2 protein-coding genes and 1 pseudogene are annotated in these 4,453 nt (G+C 62.0%); 2 read left to right on the top strand and 1 reads right to left on the bottom strand.

Annotated features, from left to right (window positions below; all coding sequences use genetic code 11):
- Positions 1-139: 139 nt before the first annotated feature.
- Positions 140-427, bottom strand: a complete 288-nt coding sequence (locus L8K25_RS22465; protein ID WP_242141251.1) for an HU family DNA-binding protein — start codon at positions 425-427, stop codon at positions 140-142.
- A gap of 1,391 nt (positions 428-1,818) precedes the next feature.
- On the opposite strand from L8K25_RS22465, the gene L8K25_RS22460 reads away from it, so the two are divergent.
- Positions 1,819-2,736, top strand: a complete 918-nt coding sequence (locus L8K25_RS22460) for a tyrosine-type recombinase/integrase (protein WP_242141250.1) — start codon at positions 1,819-1,821, stop codon at positions 2,734-2,736.
- 6 nt (positions 2,737-2,742) lie between these two features.
- Positions 2,743-3,934: pseudogene (locus L8K25_RS22455) on the top strand (IS91 family transposase).
- Positions 3,935-4,453: the final 519 nt, after the last annotated feature.

Raw genomic sequence — 4,453 nt, 5'->3', positions numbered from 1 at the left:
CCAACGGTCGGTCTCTGGTTGCGGCTGGATGAAAGGCGGGGGTCACGTCAGCGCTATAAAGCCGGCAGGCACCAAGGCCTGAAAGTGATAATCACGGCCTACCAGTTCTGTTTGCGGCCGGAGTAGTTGGAAATAGCGATCAGTCCTTCAAGTTTGCGACGCTATCCCGCAACTTTCTGAAAGGCATGAAACGCGGAACGCGCTTTGCATCGACACGTACAGCGTTGCCGGTACCCGGATTCCGGCCCGCGTAGGGCTCGCGGTCGCGAACAACGAACGATCCAAAACCACGGATCTCAACGCGACCTCCATCAGCCAATCGCTTGGTAATTTCTTCGAAAAACGCGGATACCAGAAGCTCTACTTGCTGGAGCGGCAAGTTCGGATTGTCTGCGGCGATTGCATTCACAAGTTCAGATCGAATCATGTAACGCCCTCTGTTTGCACGAAACTGTTGGCACAGCCTGAGCAAATATCCAACTTTGGAAAGCCGCAATAATCGGCAATCAAGGCCCGAAGCTCAGTTTTTGCCGAACGATCGGAACCGTGGCGCCGTCCAGTTTATGCATCTCAGACCTTCGCACCGAACAACCGTCGCGCCACCGAGCTGGCTGCAGTGAGCTGCAATCGGGCAACGCTCGGTACCGAACAGTGCGAATTTGATTGCGCATCCGGGTGAAAACTCTAGCGCGTGCAACCTGCTCTTTTAGAATATCAGAGGGTGTCATCAATCCAATTTACGAAAGATTTCGCCGCAAAATATAATACCCATAAAGGTAGAAAGATAACTACCGCCCACAACGGCCGAAATTTATGTTGCTTATCCAACTTACCTCTCCAGTGAAATACACTTCACCGCACCTAGGTCTGCAAATGACTCTGGAACTTATGTTTGTCGACTGCTCGGGAACTGTATTTGACCTCCGGACCCTTACAGCAAGCTGTATGCGGAATTAGGCTGTCGTTCATAGTTTGAGATATAGAAAATTGGGATGCCCTTTCCCGTTGGCATTTTCATGAACTTAGGAAACGATATGAGAAGCAAGTTCACCCTGGCCGTTATGATCGCTCTAAGCTCGGTGCCAGCATTGCTGCCTACGGCCGCTGACGCTCGGAGCCACCGCCATTACCATAGGAATTATTACGGACGTAGCAGCCATCATCGACATCCCTGCGGCGGTGGGAATGGCGCTGTTGGCACCGTGGCAGGCGGAGTGGGTGGAGCTCTTCTAGGTAACGCTCTCGGCGGCGGCACGCTCGGTACAGTCGCTGGTGGCGTTGGAGGAGGCCTGCTTGGCCGTCATTTCGATAAGACCCATTCACGACACGTGAACGGCTGCTAAGCTGCGATCGCTGGCCCTCCCTTCCGATAAGGGAAGGGCCAGTTGGAATGACCTCGTCAAATCTTACTTCGAGCCCCCTGCTTGCTAGTTAATGAACCTCGGGCAGGCGTTGGTTCGCCTTGGAGGCCCCTTCCCATTGGTTAGGCGTGCGAAGCTCAAATGCGACGATCAGGAACGCCCAGTTTGACAGGCTTGAATACTGGCAACGTCCGAGCTGTGCTGATGTATTTTCCATTCGCATCCGGCCTTAGGCGATCGGGAGGCAGACCCCGGCCTGGTTTACAAAACGCGGCCCAGCGAGTAACCAGCCATTGCTTATTGATCGGCCGAACCCGGCAGAAGTTAGCTTGGACCCAGAGCACGAAGCCGCTGCGCGGCAGTGGTGTTAGCGGTGAGGTAGCGCGCCTGCGCTGAGGTTTGGCGCTGCGATGACGGTGGCGGACGATGGAGTTCCCTTCAACGAGAGGAACTCATCATGGGAACCCAACCGACCGAACGACCCTTCACCCCGCTGCGTCAACGGACGCTCGACGACATGGCGATGCGTGCGATGCACGCGCGGACCAAGCACGACTATGTCCGCCACGTCCGCGCCTTCGCGAGCTTCCCGGGACGCTCGCCGGACACCGCGACCGCCGAAGACGTGCGGCGCTTCCAGCTTCACCAGCGCGAGCACGGCGTCAGCGAGTCCGTCATCAACGGCTCGGTGTCAGCGCTGCACTTCCTGTTCGACGTGACGCTCGAGCGGCCGGACCTGTCGCGCAAACTGGTGCTGGCGCATCGTCCCAGGAAGCTGCCCGATGTGCTGAGTGTCGATGAGGTCGCGCGGCTGCTTGAGGCGGCCCCTGGCATCAAGTACCGCGCGGCGCTCGGCGTGGCCTATGGTGCCGGGCTGCACGTGTCGGAGGTCGCCCATCTGAAAGCCGACGATATCGACAGCAAGCGGATGCTGATCCGCATCGAAGAGGGCAAGGGGCGTAAGGACCGCAATGCGATGCTGTCGCCGCAACTGCTCGAACTGCTGCGGCTGCGGTGGCGCGAGGGCAAGCGGCGCAGCGTCCTGCTGCCGCATGGCTGGCTGTTCCCAGGGCGCAGCTACACCGACCCGATCTCGACACGGCAACTCCACCGCGCCGTCTGCGAGGCGGCCGAGGCAGCGGGGATCCGCAAGCGGGTCAGCCCGCACACGCTGCGGCACAGCTTCGCCACGCACCTCTTGGAACAGGATGTCAATAGCCGTGTGATCCAAGTGCTGCTCGGGCACAGCAAGCTCGAGACGGCCGCGCTCTACACCAAGGTCGCGACGCGCACGATCCATGCCGTGACCGGTCCGCTCGACCGGCTGATGGCGCTGATGGAAGGCCAAGAGCGAACAGGGCCGCCCGCCGGGTGACGCCGCATGCGCGCCTCCATCGAGGTCGCCGACATCTTCCGCAGCGCAGGGCCAGCGTACCGAGCGAGCCATGCCGGGCATCTGAGCCTGCATCAGTTGAAGGTCATTTCGGCGATCGAGCATTGCCGCACCGCCGTCATGAGTGGCCACGTCGAGGCCTGTACTGACTGCGGGCATTGGCGGGTTGCCTATAACAGCTGTCGCAACCGGCATTGTCCGCGGTGCCAGGGTGCCGCCGCGCGCCTGGCTCGCCGAGCGCGAGGCCGACCTGCTACCGGTCGGATACGTCCACGTAGTGTTCACGTTGCCCGCCGAGGTCGCTGCTATCGCATTCCACAACAAGCCGCTGGTCTACGATCTGCTGTTCAAGGCGGCGTCCGAGACGATGCTGACGATAGCCGCCGACCCCAGGCATCTCGGCGCGCGCATCGGCATCACCGCGGTGTTGCACACATGGGGCTCAGCGATGACCCATCATCCCCATGTCCACATGATCGTGCCAGGTGGCGGCATCGCCCGTGACGGCACGCGCTGGATATCCTCGCGGCCTGCGTTCCTGCCGCCGGTCAAGGTGCTGGGCAAGCTGTTCCGCCGTCTGTTCTCGACCCGGCTGATAGATCTCCATGCGGCGGGGCGGCTCGGCTTTTACGGCAGCCTCGCGCATCTCGCCGATCGCCGCGCGTTCCTGCGGCACCTGTCCCCGGTCCGCAAAAAGAACTGGGTGGTCTATGCCAAGCCACCGTTCGCCGGCCCCGAGGCGGTGCTCACCTATCTGTCGCGCTACACCCACCGGGTCGCCATCTCGAACAGTCGGCTCGTGCGCTTCGACGAGACCGGGGTGACGTTCCGCTACAAGGATTATCGCCGCGACGGCGCCGACCGACAGCAGACGATGACGCTGGCCGCCGACGAGTTCATCCGCCGCTTCCTGCTCCACGTCCTGCCGCGCGGGTTCCACCGCATCCGCCATTACGGGCTGCTCGCCAGCTCGGCGCGCAAGACCAGCCTCGCGCGAGCCCGCCACTTGCTGAACGTGGCGCCGCCGCCCGACCCCGACCCGGTCGACGAACCGACTGACGTCCGCCCACCATGCCCCTGCTGCGGCGGGCACATGGTCATCATCGAGACCTTCGAACGATGGCGACAGCCGCGCGCACCGCCGCACGGCATCGCATCGACCGGGACCACCACGTCATGACCCGGCATGGCCCGCCCTCGCCGCGCTCCGAAAGTCGTGTGCTTCCGGCGGCGATGCCGCTCGCGCTAGCACCCCAGCCGATCGCTCCGGCAACCGTCTCACGTTCCGATCCTGCGCCCCAGCTACGCTGCGCCCCGCCCGCGAAGGCCGCGTTGCGACCTGTCGAGCAGCGTTACACCAGCCTATGCGTCCGCCGCACGACGGGGCGAAAACCGAAATCCCCATAGGTCAGCACGCGTGGCCCGCGGCTTCCTGCTTTGGAGGATATCGTACGCCTGCCGGCATCCGATATCCTTCACAGAAGTCGCCCTTCCCGGAGCCGCTCGGCGTTCCCAACTCCCGACATTGATTCATCGGTCCGCGACCAACCTGCAGCGCCGCGGGGATGGTGAGAATTGGGGGTGGGTTCAACGGGTGGTCGCAACGCATCCTTCTCATGATGAGAAGGAGTGGTGCGATGAAGCAGCGTCGTCGGATATATTACTCGGCCGCTCAGCGGGCAGAGATCTGGGACAGGTG

The sequence above is a fragment of the Sphingomonas sp. TREG-RG-20F-R18-01 genome (genome assembly GCF_022662475.1).
Lineage (GTDB): Bacteria > Pseudomonadota > Alphaproteobacteria > Sphingomonadales > Sphingomonadaceae > Sphingomonas.
Note: the sequence above shows the minus strand (reverse complement) of the source record. Positions and strands in the feature narration are given on the sequence as shown.

What these genes read in the sequence shown, in the direction of transcription:
- L8K25_RS22460 (WP_242141250.1), top strand. Translation starts at nt 1,819, where the DNA reads ATGGGAACCCAACCGACCGAACGACCCTTCACCCCGCTGCGTCAACGG.
- L8K25_RS22465 (WP_242141251.1), bottom strand. Translation starts at nt 427, where the DNA reads ATGATTCGATCTGAACTTGTGAATGCAATCGCCGCAGACAATCCGAAC.